This is a genomic window from Streptomyces sp. NPDC051211 (genome assembly GCF_040689505.1).
In the GTDB taxonomy this organism is placed as follows: Bacteria; Actinomycetota; Actinomycetes; order Streptomycetales; family Streptomycetaceae; genus Streptomyces.
The window spans coordinates 1-20,426 of the sequence record NZ_JBFBAV010000054.1 but is presented as its reverse complement, the minus strand read 5'-3'; the positions used below and the strand labels follow the sequence as shown (position 1 = coordinate 20,426).

19 protein-coding genes and 1 other RNA gene are annotated in these 20,426 nt (G+C 73.0%); 14 read left to right on the top strand and 6 right to left on the bottom strand.

The annotated features are described in order from the left end of the window. Positions 1-29 precede the first annotated feature (29 nt). From AB0447_RS32480 to AB0447_RS32465, 4 genes are all read left to right on the top strand, one after another. The gene (locus tag AB0447_RS32480; protein WP_366480465.1) at positions 30-2,177 is read left to right on the top strand and encodes an acyl-CoA dehydrogenase; all 2,148 of its coding nucleotides are present in this window, start codon (positions 30-32) and stop codon (positions 2,175-2,177) included. A 24-nt stretch (positions 2,178-2,201) separates the two neighbouring features. Beyond that, positions 2,202-3,392 (top strand): lipid-transfer protein, encoded by a 1,191-nt coding sequence (locus tag AB0447_RS32475; protein WP_366480464.1) that lies wholly within the window; start codon positions 2,202-2,204, stop codon positions 3,390-3,392. 152 nt (positions 3,393-3,544) lie between these two features. Beyond that, positions 3,545-4,084, top strand: coding sequence for a SigE family RNA polymerase sigma factor (locus tag AB0447_RS32470; RefSeq protein WP_366480463.1), 540 nt, complete (start codon positions 3,545-3,547; stop codon positions 4,082-4,084). A gap of 20 nt (positions 4,085-4,104) precedes the next feature. Beyond that, on the top strand, positions 4,105-4,869 hold the full coding sequence (locus tag AB0447_RS32465; RefSeq protein WP_366480462.1) for a hypothetical protein: 765 nt from the start codon (positions 4,105-4,107) through the stop codon (positions 4,867-4,869). A 5-nt stretch (positions 4,870-4,874) separates the two neighbouring features. Here AB0447_RS32465 and AB0447_RS32460 read toward each other — a convergent pair whose 3' ends face one another. Beyond that, a complete protein-coding gene (locus AB0447_RS32460) occupies positions 4,875-5,231 on the bottom strand; it encodes a DNA-binding response regulator (RefSeq protein ID WP_366480488.1) in 357 nt (118 codons plus the stop codon). A 228-nt stretch (positions 5,232-5,459) separates the two neighbouring features. Between AB0447_RS32460 and AB0447_RS32455 the strand changes: the two genes are divergently transcribed. The 3 genes from AB0447_RS32455 to AB0447_RS32445 are packed head-to-tail and all read left to right on the top strand — an operon-like array spanning position 5,460 to position 8,383. After that, positions 5,460-6,314 (top strand): MaoC/PaaZ C-terminal domain-containing protein, encoded by an 855-nt coding sequence (locus tag AB0447_RS32455; protein ID WP_366480461.1) that lies wholly within the window; start codon positions 5,460-5,462, stop codon positions 6,312-6,314. A 33-nt stretch (positions 6,315-6,347) separates the two neighbouring features. Continuing rightward, entirely contained in the window at positions 6,348-7,424 is a 1,077-nt protein-coding gene (locus tag AB0447_RS32450) for a Zn-dependent alcohol dehydrogenase (protein ID WP_366480460.1), read from the top strand. A 17-nt stretch (positions 7,425-7,441) separates the two neighbouring features. Then, a complete protein-coding gene (locus AB0447_RS32445) occupies positions 7,442-8,383 on the top strand; it encodes a 3-oxoacyl-ACP reductase (RefSeq protein WP_366480459.1) in 942 nt (313 codons plus the stop codon). A 27-nt stretch (positions 8,384-8,410) separates the two neighbouring features. Here the strand turns inward: AB0447_RS32445 and AB0447_RS32440 are convergent, their stop codons facing one another. Further along, positions 8,411-9,589 carry a hypothetical protein gene (locus AB0447_RS32440; protein WP_366480458.1) on the bottom strand — a complete coding sequence of 393 codons (1,179 nt, stop codon included), beginning with the start codon at positions 9,587-9,589 and terminating at the stop codon, positions 8,411-8,413. 289 nt (positions 9,590-9,878) lie between these two features. On the opposite strand from AB0447_RS32440, the gene AB0447_RS32435 reads away from it, so the two are divergent. From AB0447_RS32435 to AB0447_RS32425, 3 genes are read left to right on the top strand one after another with little or no spacing between them, the layout of a single operon-like run. Beyond that, the gene (locus tag AB0447_RS32435; protein WP_366480457.1) at positions 9,879-10,736 is read left to right on the top strand and encodes a Nif3-like dinuclear metal center hexameric protein; all 858 of its coding nucleotides are present in this window, start codon (positions 9,879-9,881) and stop codon (positions 10,734-10,736) included. Beyond that, positions 10,733-11,476 (top strand): C4-type zinc ribbon domain-containing protein, encoded by a 744-nt coding sequence (locus AB0447_RS32430; protein ID WP_366480487.1) that lies wholly within the window; start codon positions 10,733-10,735, stop codon positions 11,474-11,476. Before AB0447_RS32435 ends, AB0447_RS32430 begins: the two co-directional genes overlap by 4 nt. Then, positions 11,473-12,951, top strand: a complete 1,479-nt coding sequence (locus AB0447_RS32425) for a bifunctional RNase H/acid phosphatase (RefSeq protein WP_366480486.1) — start codon at positions 11,473-11,475, stop codon at positions 12,949-12,951. The genes AB0447_RS32430 and AB0447_RS32425 overlap by 4 nt, the downstream gene beginning before the upstream one ends. Positions 12,952-13,121: 170 nt before the next feature. On the opposite strand, the gene rnpB is transcribed toward AB0447_RS32425, so the two are convergent. Beyond that, positions 13,122-13,527: RNase P RNA component class A (gene rnpB, locus AB0447_RS32420), an RNA gene on the bottom strand. Positions 13,528-13,603: 76 nt separating this feature from the next. Between rnpB and AB0447_RS32415 the strand changes: the two genes are divergently transcribed. Together AB0447_RS32415 and AB0447_RS32410 are read left to right on the top strand one after the other, a co-directional pair. After that, positions 13,604-14,338: a MerR family transcriptional regulator gene (locus AB0447_RS32415; RefSeq protein ID WP_366480455.1), complete on the top strand. Its 735-nt coding sequence runs from the start codon at positions 13,604-13,606 to the stop codon at positions 14,336-14,338. Further along, positions 14,335-14,985 (top strand): hypothetical protein, encoded by a 651-nt coding sequence (locus tag AB0447_RS32410; protein WP_366480454.1) that lies wholly within the window; start codon positions 14,335-14,337, stop codon positions 14,983-14,985. The genes AB0447_RS32415 and AB0447_RS32410 overlap by 4 nt, the downstream gene beginning before the upstream one ends. On the opposite strand, the gene AB0447_RS32405 is transcribed toward AB0447_RS32410, so the two are convergent. Continuing rightward, a complete protein-coding gene (locus AB0447_RS32405; RefSeq protein WP_366480453.1) occupies positions 14,972-16,429 on the bottom strand; it encodes an RNB domain-containing ribonuclease in 1,458 nt (485 codons plus the stop codon). The two genes, AB0447_RS32410 and AB0447_RS32405, sit on opposite strands and share 14 nt — an antisense overlap. A 255-nt stretch (positions 16,430-16,684) precedes the next feature. Between AB0447_RS32405 and yaaA the strand changes: the two genes are divergently transcribed. Beyond that, positions 16,685-17,485 carry a peroxide stress protein YaaA gene (gene yaaA / locus AB0447_RS32400; RefSeq protein ID WP_366480452.1) on the top strand — a complete coding sequence of 267 codons (801 nt, stop codon included), beginning with the start codon at positions 16,685-16,687 and terminating at the stop codon, positions 17,483-17,485. A 120-nt stretch (positions 17,486-17,605) separates the two neighbouring features. Here yaaA and AB0447_RS32395 read toward each other — a convergent pair whose 3' ends face one another. Continuing rightward, a complete protein-coding gene (locus AB0447_RS32395; protein WP_366480451.1) occupies positions 17,606-18,361 on the bottom strand; it encodes a bifunctional DNA primase/polymerase in 756 nt (251 codons plus the stop codon). A 275-nt stretch (positions 18,362-18,636) separates the two neighbouring features. After that, on the bottom strand, positions 18,637-19,239 hold the full coding sequence (locus tag AB0447_RS32390; protein WP_366480450.1) for a TetR/AcrR family transcriptional regulator: 603 nt from the start codon (positions 19,237-19,239) through the stop codon (positions 18,637-18,639). Between the two features lie 151 nt (positions 19,240-19,390). Between AB0447_RS32390 and ddaH the strand changes: the two genes are divergently transcribed. After that, the gene (gene ddaH, locus AB0447_RS32385; protein ID WP_366480449.1) at positions 19,391-20,200 is read left to right on the top strand and encodes a dimethylargininase; all 810 of its coding nucleotides are present in this window, start codon (positions 19,391-19,393) and stop codon (positions 20,198-20,200) included. Positions 20,201-20,426 lie beyond the last annotated feature (226 nt).

The following is a 20,426-nucleotide window of genomic DNA, read 5'->3' as shown; positions in this document are numbered from 1 at the left end:
ATATTGGAACGTGTTCTACCCTGCCGCGCATGGGCATCGGAATCACGCAAGAACAGCGGGAGTTGGCCGAGGCCGTGCGCGGATGGGTGGCGCGGACCGTGCCGCCCGAGGCGGTCCGCAAACTGCTCGACAGCCCGCCCCGGACCGGGGTGCGGCCCGACTGGTGGGATGCGCTCGCCGCGCAGGGACTGCTCGCTCCGCATCTGGAGGGCGGGACCCTGCTCGACCTCGCCGTCGTGGTCGAGGAGGCCGCCCGGGGTGCGCTGCCCGGCCCGTTCCTGCCCAGCGCGCTCGCCTCCGCGCTGCTGGACCGGGCCGGGGCCGGTGAGCTGGCGGCCGGGCTGGCCGACGGCAGCCGGATCGCGGCGGTCGCGCTCGGGTCCGGCAGCCTGACCGCCGTTGCCGTCGAGGGCGGCGGGCACCTGCTCGACGGGGTCGCACCACCGGTGCTCGGGGCGGGCGAGGCCGATCTGGTGCTGCTCGCGGCCGAAGCCGCGCACGGCACCCTCTGGTTCGCGGTCGACGCCGCCGCGCTGGACATCCGTACGCACGACAGCGCCGACCCGACCCGGCCGACCGCCGAGGTGCGGGCGCGCGGGGCCGAGGTGCCGGCGGACCGGCTGCTGGCGCTGGACGCCGCGCTGGTACGGGACCTCGCCTGCACCCTCTTCGCCGCCGACGCATGCGGTACGGCCGCCTGGGCGCTGCACACAGCCGCCGAGTACGCCAAGGTGCGGGAGCAGTTCGGGCGACCCATCGGCCAGTTCCAGGGCATCAAACACCTCTGCGCGGACATGCTGGTCAGGGTCGAGCAGGCGCGGGCGCTGGCCTGGGACGCCGCACAGGCGGCCGAGGACGCCGCCGAGGTGCGGGGACTTACCGCGGCCCTCGCCGCCGGGACCGCCCTGGACGCCGCCTACAGCTGCGCCAAGGACTGCATCCAGATCCTCGGCGGCATCGGCTTCACCTGGGAGCACGACGCCCACATCTTCCTGCGCCGGGCCCTGACCGCCCGGCAGCTCCTCGGCGCCGGGGACGGGCACCGGTTGCGGTCGGTCCGGCTGGCGGCCGGCGGCGCCCGCCGCGAGCTGCGCCTGGAACTGCCCGAGGAGGCCGAGGCGTACCGGGCCCGGGCGCGCGAGGTCATCCAGGACGCCCGCGGGCTGGAGCCGGCCGCCGCCCGGCGGGTGCTCGTACCCACCGGGTACGCCGCGCCGTACCTCCCGCCGCCGTACGGGATCGGGGCCGGGCCGGTCGAGCAGCTCGTCGTACAGCAGGAGCTGAAGGCGGCCGGGGTGAAGCTCGCCGATCTCGGCATCGCCACCTGGGTGGTGCCCTCGCTGCTCGCCTACGGCACCGCCGAACAGCAGGAGGTGTACCTGCTGCCCACCCTCCGAGGGGACATCACCTGGTGCCAGCTGTTCTCCGAGCCGGGGGCGGGCTCGGACCTCGCCTCGCTGCGGACCAGGGCCGAACGCACCGAACGGGGCTGGGTGGTCAACGGGCAGAAGGTGTGGACGAGTTCCGCACACACCGCCGACTACGGCATCCTGCTCGCCCGGACCGACCTGTCAGCCCCGAAACACAAGGGCCTCGGCTACTTCGTCGTCGACATGAAGAACTCCGCCGGGATCGACATCCGCCCGCTGAAGGAGATCACCGGCGAGGCCCTCTTCAACGAGGTGTACTTCGACGAGGTGGAACTCCCGGCGGACGCCCTGGTCGGCACGGAGACCGGCGGCTGGCAGGTGGCCCGCAACACGCTCGGCAACGAGCGGGTGCACATGGCCGACCAGATGACCTTCGACACCGGCCTGAAGGCGCTGATCGCGCGCTCCGCCGAACTGGACGGCGCCCACCGGGCCCGGATCGGGGCGCTCGCCGCCGAGGCGCACGCCCTGGCCTGCATCGCGCTGCGCACCACCCTGCAGCAGGTGTCCGGGCTGGAGCCGGGCGCCGGGGCGTCCGTACGCAAGCTCGTCCAGACCCCGCACCAGCAGCGGACCGCCGAGCTCGCCCTCGAACTGCTCGGGCCGGCGGGCGCGGTGCGGGAGGACGCGGGGGAGCGGGCGGTGCACGGGGTGCTGATGTCGCGCTGCCTGACCATCGCCGGGGGCACCACCCAGGTCCAGCTGAACGTCGTCGCCGAGCGGATTCTCGGCCTTCCCAGGGACTGACTGAGGACTAGGAGCTGTTGCGGGATGAAGTCGTACATCGTGGGCGTCGGCATGACGAAGTTCGAGAAGCCGGAGTCGCGGGACTGGCAGTACTGGGACATGGCCAAGGAGGCGGGGACGGCGGCGCTCGCCGACGCGGGAGTGCCGTACGACCGGGTGGAACAGGTCCCGGTCGGCTACTGCTTCCAGGCCTCCACGGCCGGTCAGCGGGCCGCGTACGAGCTGGGGCTGACCGGGGTGCCCGTCTACAACGTCAACAACAACTGCGCGACCGGGTCGACGGCGCTGATGATGGCCCGGCAGTTCGTCGAGGGCGGCATCAGCGACTGCGTGCTGGCGCTGGGCTTCGAGAAGATGAAGCGCGGGGCGCTGGGCGGCGGCGCCGACGGCGGCGACTTCAAGACGTCGCCGGTGGCGCGGCACTACGGGATCATGGCGTCCGGGCACGGCTTCGAGATGTCCCCGCCCACCGCGCAGATCTTCGGGAACGCGGCGCGCGAGCACATGGACCGGTACGGGACGACGGCGGCGCAGCTGGCGGCGGTGGGGGAGAAGAACCACCGGCACTCCGCGAACAACCCGAACGCCCAGTTCCAGGACGTGTACACGGTGGAGGAGATCCTCGCGGCGAAGGAGATACACCGGCCGCTGACCAAGCTGCAGTGCTCGCCGACCTCGGACGGCGCGGCGGCGGCGCTGGTGGTGTCGGAGCGGTTCGTCGTCGAGCACGGGCTGCACGACAAGGCCGTGGAGATCCTCGCCCAGTCGATGACCACGGACACGGCCGACTCCTTCTCCTCCGGCTCCTGTATCGACGTGGTCGGCAAGCCGATGACGGCGGCCGCGGCGCGCGCCGTGTACGAGCGGTCGGGGCTCGGCATCGAGGACGTGGACGTCATCGAGCTGCACGACTGCTTCTCGGTCAACGAGCTGCTGACGTACGAGGCGCTGGGCATGTGCGAGGAGGGCGCGTCGGGGAAGCTGATCGAGTCGGGCGCGACGACGTACGGCGGCCGGTGGGTGGTGAACCCGTCGGGCGGACTCATCTCGAAGGGCCACCCGCTGGGGGCGACCGGCCTGGCGCAGGCGGCGGAACTGGTGTGGCAGCTGCGGGGCGCGGCCGGGCCGCGCCAGGTCGAGGGCGCGCGGGTGGGGCTGGCCCACAACATCGGGTTGGGCGGCGCGGCGGTGGTGACGCTGCTGCGGCGCGCGTAGCCCCCTGGCCTGCGGTTTCCCGCAGTATGCCTGCGGTTTCCCGCAGTACGGCCCGCTCCCGGCTCCGGCCGGGGGCGGGCCGTCGGCGTGTTTGCGGAGGGAGGCAACGATCGGGGAGGCTCGCGGACTCCGGTAAGTAGGAGGTGGAGATCATGGGGGGACGCAAGCAGGCCATGGACGAGGAGTTCCAGGGCTTCATGACCAGCCGGTGGCCGAGGCTGATGCGGACGGCATACCTGCTGACCGGAGAGCAGTACGCGGCGGAGGACCTGGTCCAGTCGTCGATGGAGAAGGTGTATGCCGCGTGGCGCAGGGTGCGCCAGGCGGACGATCCGGACGCCTATGTGAGGCGTGTGGTGACCAACACCCATGCGCGGAGGTTCCGCCGGCGGCTCAGAGAGGATCTGGCGCCACCGGGCGGGGACGGGAGTCCGTTGGGGGAGCTGGCCCACAGGCCCGACCGCGGTGACCGGATGGCGCAGGCCGATGACCGGGCGGCGCTGCTGCGCGGGCTGGCCGAACTCCCGCTGCGGCAGCGGCAGGCGGTGGTCCTGCGCTACTGGGAGGACCTGAGCGAGACGCAGACGGCCGAGGCCATGGGGTGCTCGGTGGGCGCGGTCAAGAGCAATGCGGCCAAGGGGATCGCCAAGCTGCGGGCCATACCCGCGCTGGCGGCGGTGGTCGACCGATGAGCGGCGGAGAGGGGAGCGCGATGCAGACGACCGGTGTCGAGGACGAGGTGGCCGCGCGCCTGGCCGAAGCCGCCGACGGTGTGTCGGTGGGACCGGTGCCGGTGGACGCGGTGATACGGGGCGGCCGCCGGCGTCGCACCCGGAGATCGCTCCTGACGGGCGCGCTGGCCTTGGCGGTGCTGGTCCCGTTGGGCGGGGTGGCGGTGTCGGTGGCGCGGGAGGACCGGGCGACCAAGGTGGTCCAGACACCTCAGCCGCCGGAGGGTGATCAGGTCACCACTGACCTCGGCACCGTCGAGATCGACGGGAACGTTTTCCGGGCCGAGATCACGATGTCTCGCACGCCGTTTAAGGGCGGTCTTCGGAGCGGGGGGGTAGTGACGCCGCCCCCTGGCTGGTTCGGGCTGAAGGACGGTCCGTGGCCGTGGACCTATGTCGTCTTCCAAGGGTCGGGAGACTATGACCAGTTCAACCGGCTCCACTTTGGCCCCGAGGCCGTCATGCCCGATCCGGAAGGCATGGTTTTCCGGTGGGGGGGCCTCGAAGCCAAGCGTCCCGACGGCTATTTCCACCTGTTGTACAACCTGCACGTGGGTCGGCTGAAGCCAGAGGTGCGGCGTGCGGTGATCACGTGGAAGGACGGCACCACGAGCGAGCCCACGTTGCACACGGTGCCCCATTCCGCGCACCAGTGGTTGATAGCGATGTCGAAGCCGGGCCAGTACCTCGACTACGTCGACCTCTACGACGCGAGCGGGCATCGGACCCGGAAAGAGCTCTGGTAGGAAGGCTAGGCCTCCAGCGCGGGATCGATGACCGTCTCGCCCATCGAGGCGAGGCGGAGGGCCGCCGCCAGGTCCTCGGCGGGCCCGTCGCGGAGGACCAGGCCGGCCGCGCCGGCGGCCAGGGCCGCCTCCGCCATGCCCGGGTGGGCCGAGCCCGTCACCACCAGAGACCGGCACTCGGGGTCTTCCGCGGCGATGGCGGCGGCCTCGGCCACCGAGTCGACCAGGGCCACCTGCGGCCGCTGCATGAGTGAGGGCACCACCTCGATGTCCGGCTGGAGTCCCAGCAGTATCGCCAGGGCCGGGTCGGGCGGGACCAGCAGAACCCGGAGGGACTTGGCGGGACGGTGGTCCCGGGGCATTTCGTCCACGTCGTCAGGGTAGGTCAGGACCGCGCCGACGGCCTGATCTGACATGACGTCAGGAGTCTTCACAACTACCGGGGCGTGCGTTATACATTCCCTCACCGGAGCAGATAGAACGCGTTCTAGAACGCGTCCGCCGACTCCGGTCCGCATACGACCTCGGTGCGGCCGACGGTGCGGACGGTCGCGCCGGGGTCTTCCAAAGGAACAAGGAGCAGCATCCTCATGCCGATCGATGCCGCAAAGGCCCTTGCCGCCGAACCTCGCCGCAGCGAGATCGAGTGGGACCACAAGGACATCCAGCTCTACCACCTCGGCCTGGGGGCCGGCCGCCCCGCCACCGACCCCGACGAGCTGCGCTACACCCTCGAATCCAAGCTCCATGTGCTGCCCAGCTTCGCGACCGTCGCCGGCGCCGGGATGGCCATGCTCGGCGGGCTGGGCGCACCGGGGATCGAGGTCAACCTGGCGGCCGTGCTGCACGGCGGGCACTCCATCGAGCTGCACCGGCCCATCCCGGTCAAGGGGAACGCCACCTCCAGCTCCAAGGTCGCCGCGGTCTACGACAAGGGCAAGGCGGCCGTCATCGTGCTCCGCTCCGAGGTCGCCGACGCCGACGGGCCGCTGTGGACCTCCGACGCGCAGATCTTCGTACGCGGCGAGGGCGGGTTCGGCGGAGAACGCGGGCCCTCCGCCAAGGCCGAGCTGCCCGAGCGGGCGCCCGACCGGACCGAGGAGCGGCTGATCCGCGAGGAGCAGGCGCTGCTCTACCGGCTCTCCGGGGACTGGAACCCGCTGCACGCCGACCCCGAGTTCGCCAAGCTGGCGGGCTTCGACAAGCCGATCCTGCACGGCCTGTGCTCGTACGGCATGACCCTCAAGGCCGTGGTCGACACCGTCCTGGACGGGGACGTGTCCCGGGTCCGCGCCTATCGCACCCGCTTCGCCGGGATCGTGTTCCCCGGCGAGACCCTCCGCATCCGCATGTGGCAGGAGGAGGGCCGGGTCCAGGTGTCGGTGACCGCCGTCGAACGGGACGACGCGCCGGTCCTCGCCGACACCGTCGTCGAACACGCGTAAGCACCGCGCCAGACCGACAGAAGGAGCCGCACCGTGCGCGCAGCACTGCAGAGCGAGATCGGCCAGGACAAGCTCGAAGTCGTCGACGACATGGAGACCGTGGGCTTCGGCCCCGGCAAGGTGAAGGTCCGGATCAAGGCGACCGGGCTGTGCCACTCCGACCTCTCCGCCATGAACGGCGTGCTGCCGCAGCCCGCCCCCTTCATCCCCGGCCACGAAGGCTCCGGTGTGATCACCGACGTGGGTGACGGGGTGACCGCGCACAAGGAGGGCGACCGGGTCCTGGTCTGCTGGCTGCCGCCCTGCGGCCACTGCCCGGCCTGCAAGCGCAACCAGGGCCACCTGTGCCTGGAGAGCTTCGCGAACGTGGCCACCCCCAACTTCCGGCGGTCCGGCGGGGACATCTTCGGCTTCGCCGGCACCGGCACCTTCGCCGAGGAGATGGTGGTCCCGGCCGGGTGCGCGATACCGATCCCCGACGACGTGCCGTTCGACATCGCCGCACTGATCGGCTGCGGTGTCACCACCGGGCTCGGCGCCGCCATCAACACGGCCAAGGTGGAAGCCGGTTCCTGCGTCGCGGTCATCGGCTGCGGCGGGGTCGGGATCTCCGTCATCCAGGGCGCCAAGGTGCAGGGCGCCTCCCAGATCATCGCGGTCGACCCGGTCGCCTCCCGGCGCGAGGCGGCGCTGCGGTTCGGTGCCACCGAGGCGGTCGCCCCGGACGCCTTCGGCGACGCCAAGAACCGGATCACCGGCGGCGAGGGCTTCGACTACGTCTTCGAGGTGGTCGGCAAGTCCGCCACCACCCAGACCGCGTACGAGATGACCCGGCGCGGCGGCACGGTGTGCGTGGTCGGCGCGGGCGCGCTGGACGACAACTTCCAGATCAACATGTTCTCGCTGTTCTTCGACGAGAAGCGGATCCTGCCCTCCATGTACGGCGGCGGGGACGTCCTGCGCTCCTACGAGCGGACCATCTCGCTGTGGCGGGCCGGCCGCATCGATCTGGCGGGCCTGATCACCCACCGCGTACAGCTCCCCGAGATCAACGACGCGCTCGACCAGATGCGCACCGGCGTGGCCCTGCGCACCTGCATCGAACTCTGAGAGAGGAAACCGGCTTCATGGCACTGCCACTCGAAGGACTCTCCGCCGTCGTCACCGGCGCCGGCCGCGGGCTCGGCCGGGCCGAGGCGGTCGAGCTCGCCCGGCTCGGCGCGAGCGTGGTCGTCAACGATTTCGGCCAGCCCGGCCGGGACGGCTCCGGGGAGGCCTCGGCCGCGCCGGCCGAGGAGGTCGCCGCCGAGATCCGGGCGGCGGGCGGGCAGGCGGTGGCGCACCTCGGTGACGTGGCCGATTTCGATCAGGCGCGCGAGCTGGTCGAGCTGGCGGTGAGCAGCTTCGGCAAGCTCGACATCCTGGTCAACAACGCGGGCATCCTGCGCGACCGGATGGTCTTCTCGATGTCCGAGGAGGAATGGGACTCGGTGATCCGGGTCCACCTCAAGGGCCACTTCAACACCACGCATTTCGCGTCGGCGCACTGGCGGGAGCGGTCCAAGGCGGCGGGCGGCCCGGTGTACGGCCGGATCGTCAACACCTCCTCCGAGGCCTTCCTCGGCGGATCGGCCGGCCAGCCGAACTACGCGGCGGCCAAGGGCGGCATCGTGGGCCTGACCACCTCGACGGCGCTGGCCCTGGGGAAGTACGGGGTCACGGCCAACGCGATATGCCCGCGGGCCCGCACCCGGATGACCGAGGACGTCTTCGCCGGCTTCCAGGTCCCGGAGGAGGGCAAGCTGGACCCGCTGGCCCCGGAGCACGTGGCCCCGCTGGTCGGCTACCTGGCCTCGCCGGCCTCGGCGAAGGCCAACGGACAGCTGTTCGTGGTGCACGGCGGGATCGTGGTGGTCATGGAACGGCCCAGGGTGGCGGCCAAGTTCGACACCTCGAAGGAGGCGTTCTCCTTCGAGGAGCTGGACGAGGTCCTCACCCCGCACTACGACTCCCGCCCGGCGGGGGAGACCTTCGCCGCGGTGGAGGTACTGGGCCTCAAACACGACTAGGTCGAGGCGCCACCCGGGGTGGGGCGGCTATCGCCGGGGGGCGAGCGGGGCCTGTTGCAGCGGGATCGGGCGAGCCGGGGCCGGTTCGGGGGCGAGGCGGACGGGGGGCGGCGGGGCCTGGGGGATGCTCAGGCCGACCACCCCGCAGGGGACCTCCGGGGTGGCGTACGGGAGTCTGAGCCGCCCCTCCCGGGTCCACAGGCCCGCTCCGCCGAGCCAGCCGGCCGGTCCGCCGAGCCGGAAGACGTGCCGGTCGGCGGGGCGCCACAGGGCCAGCGCCTCGCCGGTGCCGCCGAAGCCGGTGCCACCGAGGCCGGTGCCGCCGCCGGGCTGTTGGGGCGCGGTCGTGAGCCGTAGCGCGACCGCGCAGCTCTCCGGCATCAGGGCCTGACCCGGCTGCACCGCGAACGGCACCGCCGTGGCCCCTTCGGCCCGCAGGCAGTCGGGGAAGCGGACCGGCCGGGCGCTGCCCAGGACCCCCCAGCCGAGCCGCTGTTCGCCGGGCGCGTCCGAGCGGATCAGCAGCAGCCCGCTGTCCGGGTCGGCCAGCAGCAGCCGGTCGTTGCTGGTCTCGGCGATCTGCAGCAGCGGCGAGATCTCGCCGGCCCGCCCCAGGTCCACGGCGACGGCCTTGGTGCGGCCGTCCTGTTCCCGGTCCAGGGCCAGCAGCCGGCCGGTCCGGTCCAGCCAGACCCCGCCCGTGCAGCGGCCGGGGATCCGGGCGACCCGCTCCGGGCCGCCCGGCCTGCCGCCGGCCACCCGCCACACCACGGTGGCCGTCCCGGTCCCGCCCTCCCCTGCGCCCTCCGTCCCTCCCCCGGTCACGGCGAGGGCGTAGGCGCTCCGGCCGTCCGGTGACGGCGGCAGCAGGTACACCCGCAGGCCCTCGGCGGCCTGGACCGAGCCGAGCGGCAGCTCACCGGTCCGCGGGCCGGTGGGGTAGAGCAGGGCGAAGGCGTGCCGGTCGGCCACCCGCCGGTGGATCAGCACCCGCCCGTCGGCCAGCGGCAGCACTTCGCTGTCCGCTTCCTCGGGCTGTTCCAACGGCAGCGGCACCGCGTAGGGCTCCGGTCCGTCGAGGGTCCAGCGCTCCGGGTAGCGGGCCTCCCCGGCCCCGGCGAGCCGGGCGGCGTACGACCCGTCCGCGGTGATCGTGAACGGCGCCGGACGGGTCTCCACAGCAGTAGCCACAGCACAGGCAGTCATCTCTGCCTCACCTCCGGTGAGGAAGCTAGTTTTCGCACTTCCTGCCGAACAACAACGACCACCTCCGCTTCACACATAAGGGTGGCGGCCGCGCGGTTCGCCGGTGAGCGGGGAGGCGAATGTGCTGTGCGGCGCGGCGGCGTTGAGGGCGAGGCGAGCCAGGCACACCCACCCGACCTGGTCCTCGGCAGCCGCTGGCGGGACCGGAAGTGGCAACGCCGGGTGAGGTCGTGGCCTTGGGCGGGCGCGCGGTCGGCCGGGTGGTCGCGGCGGACGGTAGCCTTGGCCCGTGCCCCGTCTCTCTGAAGTCATCTCCGCGCTCGACGCTCTCTGGCCCCCCGCCCGGGCCGAGCAGTGGGACGCCGTCGGAACCGTCTGCGGCGACCCGGACGCCGAGGTATCCCGGGTCCTGTTCGCCGTGGACCCCGTACAGGAGATCGCCGACGAGGCGGTGAAGCTGGGCGCCGACCTGCTCATCACCCACCACCCCCTCTACCTGCGCGGCACCACCACGGTCGCGGCCGGCACCTTCAAGGGCCGGGTCGTGCACACGCTGATCAAGAACGACATCGCGCTGCACGTGGCCCACACCAACGCCGACACCGCCGACCCCGGCGTCTCCGACGCCCTCGCCGGCGCGCTCGACCTGAGGGTCACCGGACCCCTGGTCCCCGACCCGACCGACCCGGCCGGCCGCCGGGGCCTCGGCCGGATCTGCGAACTCGACCACCCCGAGACCCTGCGCGAGTTCGCCGCCCGGGCCGCCGCCTGGCTGCCGGCCACCGCGCAGGGCATCCGCGCCGCCGGCGACCCCGACGCCCTGATCCGGACCGTCGCCGTCAGCGGCGGCTCCGGCGACAGCCTCTTCGAGCAGGCGCGGGCCGCCGGCGTGGACGCCTTCCTCACCGCCGACCTGCGCCACCACCCGGTGTCCGAGGCCCGCGAGCAGAGCCCGCTCGCCCTCGTCGACGCCGCCCACTGGGCCACCGAGTGGCCCTGGTGCGAGCAGGCCGCGGCCCAGCTCGACGCGATCTCCGAGCGCCACGGCTGGGGCTTGCGCACCCACGTCTCGCGCACGGTCACCGACCCCTGGACGGCCCACGCGCCGTCCGCCATCACACCCTCTATCCCTGGAGCCCCCAACTGAACGCCGAGCCCGCCGACCAGATCCGACTTCTCGACGTCCAGGCCCTGGACACCCGGCTGTCGCAGCTCGCCCACAAGCGCAAGTCGCTGCCCGAGCACGCCGAGCTCGACTCCCTCACCAAGGACCTCCTCCAGCAGCGCGACCTGCTCGTCGCCGCGCAGACCGAGGAGAGCGACACCGCCCGCGAGCAGACCAAGGCGGAGCAGGACGTCGACCAGGTCCGCCAGCGCGCGGCCCGCGACCAGCAGCGCCTGGACTCCGGCGCGGTCACCTCCCCCAAGGACCTGGAGAACCTCCAGCGCGAGGTCGTCTCCCTCGCCAAGCGCCAGGGCGACCTGGAGGACGTGGTCCTGGAGGTCATGGAGCGCCGCGAGTCCGCGCAGGAGCGGGTCGCCGAGCTGACCGAGCGGGTCTCCGCCCTGCAGGCCAAGGCCGACGACGCGACGGCCCGCCGGGACGCGGCCACCGCCGAACTCGACGCCGAGGCCGCCTCCATCACCAAGGACCGCGAGATCGTCGTCGGCTCCATCCCGGCCGACCTGATCGCCCTGTACGAGAAGATCCGCGCCAAGCAGGGCGGCGTGGGTGCGGCGAAGCTGTACCAGAAGCGCTGCCTGGGCTGCCAGCTGGAGCTGGACCTCTCGGAGATCAACGAGGTCAAGTCCGCGGCGAAGAACAAGGTCGTCCGGCACGAGAACTGCGGCCGCATCCTGGTCCGTACGGCCGACTCGGGCATCTGATGCGGCTGGTGGTCGAGGCGGACGGCGGGTCCCGGGGCAACCCGGGGCCGGCCGGCTACGGCGCGGTGGTGCTGGACCCGGCGAGCGGCGAAACCCTCGCCGAACGCGCCGAGTTCATCGGCGTCGCGACGAACAACGTGGCCGAGTACAAGGGGCTCATCGCGGGCCTCAAGGCGGCCCGCGAGCTGTCCCCCGACGCGGTGGTCCTGGTCCGGATGGACTCCAAGCTCGTCGTGGAGCAGATGTCCGGCCGCTGGAAGATCAAGCACCCGGACATGAAGCCGCTGGCCGCCGAGGCGGCGCGGATCCTGCCGCGCTCCCAGGTGACGTACGAGTGGATCCCGCGCGAGCTGAACAAGCACGCGGACCGGCTCGCCAACGAGGCGATGGACGCGGGCAAGCGGGGCGGGCAGTGGTCGCCGTCCGACTCGGCCGCCGCCCTGGACCGCGGCGCGGCCCGCGCCCTGGCCACCCCGCCGCCGGCCGGTCCGCCCGGCGACCACGCGGCGGGCGCGGCGGCGGCCCGTGCGGCCCTCGCCGGTGCCGGTGCCTCCGGTGGTACGCGGGGTTCGGCCGGTTCGGCGGCTGCGGCCGGCTCCGGTCGTACGCGGGCCGCTGCGGGCACGGCCGTGCAGGCCGATGCGCTGTTCGGCCCGGACGGGGCCGCGCGCGCGGCCGAAGCGGGCGAAGCGCTGTTCGGGCAGGCCGACCCGCTGGCCGCCGGCCAGGTCACGGCCGCGGAAGCGGACCGGGACCGGGAGGCCGCCCGGGCCGCCGGGGCCCAGATCCCGGACAGCGAAACCCCCACCGCCACACCCACGCCCACGGCCGGCTGGGGCACGCCCGACCTCGGAACGCCGGCCACCTTCGTGCTGCTCCGGCACGGGGAGACGGCGCTCACCCCGGAGAAGCGGTTCTCCGGAAGCGGCGGCACCGACCCCGAGCTGTCCCCGGCCGGCCGGCGCCAGGCCGAGGCCGTCGCGGCGGCCCTGGCCGCCCGCGGCACCGTCCAGGCCGTCATCAGCTCCCCGCTGCGCCGCTGCCGGGAGACCGCGCAGGCGGTCGCCGACCGGCTCGGCCTGCCGGTGACGGTCGAGCACGGCCTGCGCGAGACCGACTTCGGAGCCTGGGAGGGCCTGACCTTCGCCGAGGTCAAGGACCGCTACCCGGCGGACCTGCAGGCCTGGCTGGACTCGCCGAAGGCCGCCCCGACCGGCGGAGGTGAAAGCTTCAGCCAGGTCACCCGCCGGGTCTCGGCCGCCCGCGACCGGCTGCTGACCGCCCACGCGGGCCGCACGGTCCTGCTGGTCACCCATGTGACCCCGGTCAAGACCCTGGTCCGGCTCGCTCTCGGCGCCCCGCCGGAATCGCTGTTCCGCATGGAGCTCTCCGCGGCCTCGCTGTCGGCGGTGGCCTACTACGCGGACGGCAACGCCTCGCTGCGCCTGCTGAACGACACCTCCCACCTCCGCTGAGGCGGGAGGCCGGGAGGCCGGGAAGCTCGGAGCTCGGGAGACCGCTGAGCCGGCAACCCGGAGCCCGGAGCCCGCAGCCCGGAGACCGGGTAGCCCGAGCCGGCACCCCGGACCGGACACGACGAGGGCCCCGCACACACGGTGTGCGGGGCCCTCGGCACGCTTGGCGCAGAACAACCCGAGCTGTACGCCGGGTTCTGTCACCCGGTGACCTCGCGGTCGCCGGGGAGACGGCCATCCATCTAGGACCGGCGTTGCCGCCGGCCTCGTGCGGTCTACCCGCGAACTCGGGCGGGCAGCCCTCGATCGTCCGCGCAGGGCTGCCGTCCGAAGACGACGGCCCCTCTTGACCTTGCTCCAGGTGGGGTTTACCTAGCCGCCTGGGTCACCCCAGGCGCTGGTGGTCTCTTACACCACCGTTTCACCCTTACCGAGGGCCGAAGCCCCCGGCGGTCTGTTTTCTGTGGCACTGTCCCGCGGGTCACCCCGGGTGGGCGTTACCCACCACCCTGCCCTGTGGAGCCCGGACGTTCCTCGGCAGGGCCGAAACCCTGACGCGGCCGTCCGCTCGCGTTGTTCTGCGAACGACCATGCTACCCGGCACGGCGCCGCCGCTTGACCTTGACGCAACGGCAACGTTTCTACTGGGCCCATGCGGATCGGAGAGATCGCCGCGCTCGTCGGGGTCACCACCCGGGCGATCCGGCACTACCACCATGTCGGACTGCTCCCGGAGCCGGAGCGGCAAGCCAACGGCTACCGGGCCTACACGGTCCGGGACGCGGTGCTGCTGGCCCGGGTGCGCCGGCTGACCGAGCTCGGGCTGAGCCTGGACGAAGTACGGGACGTCCTCGCCGACGACGCCAGCCGCGAGCTGGCCGACGTACTGGAGGAGCTGGACGCCGACCTGGCCCGGCAGGAGGCGGAGATCCGCGAGCGCCGGCGGCGGCTCGCGGCGCTGCTCGCCGCGCCGCCGGGGGAGGCCGAGCCGCTCTCGCCCGCCTTGGCCGCGCTGCTCGCCGGGCTGCCGGAGACCGGGTCGGCGACGGCCCGCAAGGACCGGGAGCACCTGGAACTGCTCGATGCGACGGGCGGCGGCGAGGCGCTGTACGCGGCGCTGGGGCCGCTGGCCGAGGACCCCGCCGTGCTGGCCCTGTACGAGCGGCTCGACGAACTGCACGGCGCGGACGCCGACGACCCGCGCATCCCGGAGCTCGCCGAGGACCTGGTGGCGGCCGTGCCGGACGAGGTGTTCGCGGCGATCCCGGCCGGCGGCGGCCCGGTGGCCCCGGGCTTCAAGGAGGCCCTGCTCGCCGAGTACGAACCCGCGCAGGCCGAGGTGGTCCGCCGGGTGATGGAAGCGTTTCTGGAGAGGGGACGGGGATGAGCGGATTGCGAGCGGCGCGGACCGCCGTGCGGGCCGTGGTGCCCGTGCAGGTGCGCCGGCTGCTGGTGCACGAGCTGCGGGCCTCGGCCTCGCTGGGGCTGTGGATCGCGCGGCGCCGGCACGGGGTGCGGGCCGGGGACCATGCCGCCCCGTACACCTCGCCGCAGACGGCCATGATGTACGGCTTCCTCTTCGTGTCGGTCGTCGAGACCGTGGCATTGGCGTACCTGATCCCGTGGCCCGCGGTACACCGGATGGTGCTCGTGCTCGACGCGTACGGGGTGCTGATCGTGCTCGCGATGCACGCCGCCTGCGTGACCCGGCCTCATCTGGTGCGTCCCGACGGATCGTTGCGGGTGCGGTACGGGGCCCTGTTCGACCTGGACGTCCCGGCGGACGCGATCGCCTCGGTACGGGTCGACCGGCGCTACCCGGAGGGACGGCTGGTCCGCCTCGGCGAGGACGGCGTACTGGACCTGATCGTGGGCAGCCAGACCACGGTCACGGTGGAGCTGGCCCGGCCGCTGGCCTTCGTCCGGCCGCTCGGCGCCCGCGGCGAGGCCACGGCACTGCGCTTCCACGCCGACGACCCGGCCGCGCTCGTCGCGGCGGTGCGGGCCGGCCGGGAGGCCGCTACGGCAGAGTGAAGAGGACCTTGTCCGGGTCGTCCTCGTCGGAATGTGCCGGGTCCGCCCGCTTGAGCGTGACCCGGACGCTCTCGCCGAGCACGAGATCGCGGGTCGACCTCACCTTGGCCAGCACGGCGGGGTCCGCCAGGTGCACCTGGCCCTCGCGCGGCCCGCCGAACTCCTTGTCGGTGTTGACGACGGTGGCGCCGAAGACCTCGCCCACCCGGTCCTTGAGTACGGCGGCCTCCGCCAGGTCCACGGAGCGCCGGTCCGCCTTGCTCCCCTTCCCCCGCGCCATGTCGCACGGCAGGCCGTACAGGGCGGTGAGCACCCAGTCCGGCGGGGCCTGGCCCGCGCAGGCGGCCACGCACAGCTCACCGGTGTACCGGTCGATCAGGCGCCGCAGCGGAGCCGTGCAGTGCGTGTAAGGGGCCGCGATCGCCGCGTGGGTGGTGTGCTCGGGGATGCGGTGGTCACGGAAGGGCGTGTACTCCGCTTTGAGCAGCATGGCGGTGGCCTCGCTGAGGAAGGCCATGTGCTTCTGGTTGTCCGGAACGAGGGAGCGGACCAGTTTGGCGTACGAGACGTGGTGCGGCCAGTCGATCCCCAGGCTCTGGGCGATCGCGCGCACACGGTCGACCACGTTGGACTTGGCCATCCGCTGGGTCCGCAGGATCCCCGTACCGCTGTCCAGCATCATCCGGGCCGCGGCCATCCCGGTCATGAGGGAGATCTGCTCGTTCCAGCCCTCCACGGGCAGCGATGCCTGGTAGCTCAGCCGGAACGATCCGTCGTCGAGGGTGATCTCCTGGTCCGGCAGGCTCACCGAGATGCCGCCGCGCGCGACTTCGATGGCCTCCCGGAGCTCGCCGATCTCGCGCAGCAGGAGGACGGACTCCTCGGCGGTACCCGCGTCGATGTCCTGCTGGACGCCCGCGTAGTCGAGCTTGGCCCGGCTGCGGACCAGGGCCCGGCTCACGTCGGAGTGCGTGACCTCGCCCTGGGAATCGAGGTCGTGCTGCCACAGCAGGGCGGGGACGGTCCGGTACGGCAGCAGGCTGCCCGCGTCCTCGGAGATCACGGGGGGGTGCAGGGCCACCTTGCCGTCGGGGAAGTACAGCGTCTCGACCCGCTCGTGGGCCTCGGCGTCCAGCGCGCCGCCGGGCGTGACGAAGGCGGCGACGTCGGCGATGGCGTAGTGGACGCGGAAACCGCCGCCGGGCCGCCGCTCCAGGTACATCGCCTGGTCGAGGTCCTTCGAAGCCGGCGGGTCGATCGTGAAGAACGGCAGGTGGGTGGCGTCCTTGTCGGGCAGCCGGGGAGCGGCTGCGGCGGCAGCGGCCGCTTCGAGCACATGAGCGGGGAAGTCCGTGGGGACCTCCAGCTCCTTCCGGAGTTGCTTCAGGGCCGTGCGCAGGGCGTCCTCGGCCGCGTCGGACATGTGCATGAGGTGACGGGGCATGTCCCGAGCGTAGGTCGGCGGCCTCGGACCGGCGCGGCGAGCGGGCCGGGCGGGGGCCGGGCGCAGCCGGGCGGGGGCCGGGCCGAGGCCGCTCCGTGGGCGGCCCGGGGGCGGTCCGGGGGCGGCCCGGGGGCGGTCCGGGGGCGGGGGTGGCCGGGCGGGGCCGGACGAGGGGAAGGGCACCACGCGGGAGGGCCTACGCTGGCATGTCGGGGCCGCACCCCCGCGCTCGTACGCGAAGAAGGAGAAACCACCGTGCTCGTGCTGCTGCCGCCGTCCGAAGGAAAGGCCGCCGGCGGCTCCGGCGCACCCCTGAAGCCCGAAGGGCTCTCGCTGCCGGGGCTGGCCGGGGCGCGGGCCGCGGTCCTCGACGAACTCGTCGACCTGTGCGGGGGCGACGAGCTCAAGGCCCGCGAGGTGCTCGGCCTCAGCGAGGGCCTGCGCGGCGAGGTCGCCAAGAACGCGGAGCTGCGTACGGCCGCCGCCCGCCCGGCCGGGGAGATCTACACCGGCGTGCTGTACGACGCGCTGGGGCTGGCTGATCTGCCGGCGCCGGCTCGGGCGCTGGCCGAGGAATGGCTGCTGGTCTTCTCCGGCCTGTGGGGTGCCGTACGGATCACCGACCGGATCCCGTCCTACCGCTGCTCGATGGGCGTCAAGCTGCCGGGGCTGGGCGCGCTCGGCGCGTACTGGCGTACGGCGATGGCCGAGGTCATGCCGGAAGCCGCCGGGGACGGGCTGGTCCTCGACCTGCGGTCTTCGGCGTACGCGGCGGCATGGAAGCCGAAGGGGGAGCCGGCCGGGCGGACGGCGACGGTGCGGGTGCTGCACTCGCAGGTCGTCGACGGGGTGGAGAAGCGCTCGGTGGTCAGCCACTTCAACAAGGCGACGAAGGGGCGGCTGGTACGGGACCTGCTCCTGGCCGGGGCGGTCCCGGCGGACCCCGCCGAACTGGTGGTGGCGCTGCGGGACCTGGGGTACGTGGTGGAGGCCGATGCTCCGGCGAAGCCCGGGAAGGCGTGGGCGCTGGACGTGGTCGTGACCCAGATCCACTGAGGCGGGCGCGGCCCGGCGGGCTGCGGGTTGCGTGTGGTGGTTCGCGGGTGGCGGGGCGGGGCGGGGCCGCTGCGCCGAGCTGTCCCCCTGCCCGCCCCCTTCGTTCAGCGGCTCAGCGGCTCAGCGGCTCAGCGGCCAGGCGACCGAGGCGGCCGGGTCGTGGTCGGCGTTGCCCGCGTACAGGGCGCACGCGTCGGTCAGCGTCTCCAGCAGGGTCAGCGGGTCCGGGAGCGGGTGCTCCATGCCGCGGAGCCAGGAGACGGACAGGTCACCGGGGAGCGCGGCCGGCGGGACCAGAACGTAGCTGCCGCGGCAGTGCCAGCGCAGGCCCGGGTGCTCGTCCATGGTCTCGGGGTGGCAGTCCAGCTCGCAGGGCCACCACTCGTCCTCGTCCTCGGGGGTGCCGCGGGTCGCGGTGAAGAACAGCATCCGGGCCTGGCCGGCGGGACCGCCGACGCCGGACTCGGCGACCGGGCCCACGGAGATGCCGGCGGCGAGCAGGCGCTGCAGCGCGTCGCGGCCGGCTTCCAGCGGGACGTCCAGGACGTCGTGGAGCATGCCGGTCGCCGTGATGAAGTTGGCCTGGGGCTGGTTGCGCGCCCAACGCTCGATCTGTGCACGGTCGGTGGTCGACTGGGTCTGCCAGGCGAAGGACAGCGGATGTCGTGCGGGAGTGGGACAGCCGATGCGTTCGCACGAACATCGGTATCCGGCGGGATGGGCGGCGGGGGCGAGCGGCAGGCCCGCGGCGGCCACGGCGAGCAGCAGCGCCTCGCGCTCGCGTGCGGGGTCCTCGGCCGCGGGTTTCCGGCGGCGCAGCCACTGGGAAATCCTGCTCTGCTCACCGCGTTTGAAGCGGCCGGACTCGGACCCCATGTATCCCCTCACCTCACCGTTAACCCCGGCAGACCCTCACATCGTCCCACCATCCTGCGGCCCGGGTGACCGCACTCCACAACCGGGGGCTCGGGCCGTAGGGACGAGGGCCGCCCTAAATCCTCACAAAACCATAGTTATCGCCCAGACGCTTCCGGCCGGAGGGTGCGCGGGCGGTGCGGTGACTTTGCTCACCGGGCGTTCACCGGAGCTTCACCGCCCTTCACCGCCTCCACCGCCTCCACCGCCCTTCGTCGTCACATCGCCGAGCGGTCTCACCGGGGCGCGAGGCCGCCCAACACCCGGTCCACCAACGCGTCCGTGTACGCGTGCGTGAGCGGAGCGGTCCGCAGCAGCCAGCGGTGCGTCAGCGGACCGAGCAGCATCTCCACCGCCAGCCGCAGGTCGGTGTCCTCGGCGATCTGGCCGGCCTCCCGCGCCACCCGCAGCCGTTCCTCGTACAGCGCGAGCTGAGGCTCCAGCAGTTGCTCGTTGAAGCGGGCCCCCAGGTCCGCGTCGGTGGCCCCGGCGGCCGTGAGGGCCCGGGCCGGAGCCTCGTACTTCTCGTCGTTGAACTCGTCCACGGTGGCGCGCAGTACGAACTTCAGGTCGGCGGCCAGGTCTCCGGTGTCCGGGAACCCGGTCCACTCGCCCTCGACCGCCGCGTCCCCGGCCAGGGCCAGCGAGGCGTCCAGCAGCACCGCGGCCTTCGACGGCCACCACCGGTAGATGGTCTGCTTGCCGACCCCGGCCCGTGCGGCGATGGCCTCGATGGTCAGCTTGTTGTAGCCGACCTCGCCGACCAGGGCGAGGGCCGCGTCCAGAATGGCCCGGCGGGAGCGGTCGCTGCGACGCGAAGCGTCAGGAATCTTCCCCATTCTTTCAGTGTATCAAGCCGAGACGTCTCGTCTCCATGTCGGCTCCCGCACACTCGTACTTCCATGGTCCGGTAAACCACCCGAACAGTTCACTGCGTGGTGTCCCTTGAGGAGAGACGATTCTCTTCACCATCTTCGTGAGGAGCCTTCTTTGCGCAGAGTCGCCACACCCCGGCGGTACCTGATGTGCCCACCCGTGCACTTCGAGGTCACGTACTCCATCAACCCGTGGATGGACCCCACGAAACCGGTGGACCTGCCCCTCGCCCTGGCCCAGTGGGAGGACCTCCGTGACCGCTACCGCTCACTCGGCCACACCGTCGAGATCCTCGAACCCCGCCCGGACCTCCCCGACATGGTGTTCGCGGCGAACGGCGCCACCGTCGTCGACGGCCGGGTCCTCGGCGCCCGGTTCGCCTTCCCGGAACGCGCCGCCGAGGCCGAGGCCCACCTGGACTGGTTCCGGGCCCACGGCTACACCGAAGTCCACGAGCCCTCGCACATCAACGAGGGCGAGGGCGACTTCGCGGTCACCGCGAGCTACCTGCTGGCCGGCCGGGGCTTCCGGTCCAGCCCGCTCTCGCACGACGAGGCCCAGGAGTTCTTCGGCCGGCCGGTGATCGGCCTGGACCTGGTGGACCCCCGCTACTACCACCTGGACACGGCGCTGAGCGTGCTCGACGGCGACGAGGTCATGTACTTCCCGGACGCCTTCTCCCCTGGCAGCCGGGCGGTACTGCGGCGGCTCTTCCCGGACGCATTGATCGCCACGGAAGAGGATGCGGCCGTCCTGGGCATGAACGCGGTCTCGGACGGCCGGCACGTGCTGCTCCCGCAGGCGGCGACCGGACTGTTGGAACCCCTGCGGGCCCGCGGCTTCGAACCGATCGGCCTGGACCTCGGCGAACTACTCAAGGGCGGCGGCAGCGTGAAGTGCTGCACGCAGGAGCTCCGGCCCTGAGCCGGCCGCCCAGGGCCTGAACGAGCCCCCGGTCCGGCCGCGCAGGGCTGCACGGCCTGACCGGCTGACGGCCTGACCGGCCTGACCGGCCTGACCGGCCTGAACGGCTCGACCGGGGGCCACTGGCCGTGGGGGGCGGCGGGGGGGGGGGGGGGGCCCGGCCCGCGGGGCCCCCCCCCGCCCGCCCCCGCCCCCCCGGCGCCGCCGCCCCGGGCGGGTGAGAAAG